Genomic DNA, 492 nt, shown 5'->3' with positions numbered 1-492 from the left:
AGCGCGCGCACGTGTACCAGTACCTGGTGCTGGGGCCGCTGTACCTGCCGGTGTATCTGTTGTGTGGTGGCGTCAGTGCACGCAATCCGTTCGAGCGTGCGGCTGATCATTACGCGCGGTTCGGGCACGGCTGGTGGCCGTAGTTTCCAGCCAACGGCGCAGCCCCTCGTGGGTGGTCGCGTAGAGCGAATCATGTGATTGGGCCGGGCAGGTGGGTTGCGCAGGGGCCGCTGCAAGTACGTCCCTGTAAGCTCGGTCGCCGCATCCATGCGGCTCACGCCCCTGCGCAACCCACCTGCCCGACCCCTGACAGTTTCTCGGCGCGTCCACCCACGGACAAAGAATAAGAACAGCAGAAGCGGGTCGCGCGCTGCGCTTGCTCGTGTAGAGCCGAGCGTGGGCTCGGCTCTACAAGAAACGGCCGGCCAGGCCGCTTTTGCTTTTGATCTTCTTTTTCTTCTCCGTGGGTGGACGCGCACGGAAATTGTCAGG

The sequence above is a fragment of the Stenotrophomonas sp. HMWF023 genome (assembly GCF_003060985.1).
GTDB lineage: Bacteria > Pseudomonadota > Gammaproteobacteria > Xanthomonadales > Xanthomonadaceae > Stenotrophomonas > Stenotrophomonas lactitubi.
Note: the sequence above shows the minus strand (reverse complement) of the source record.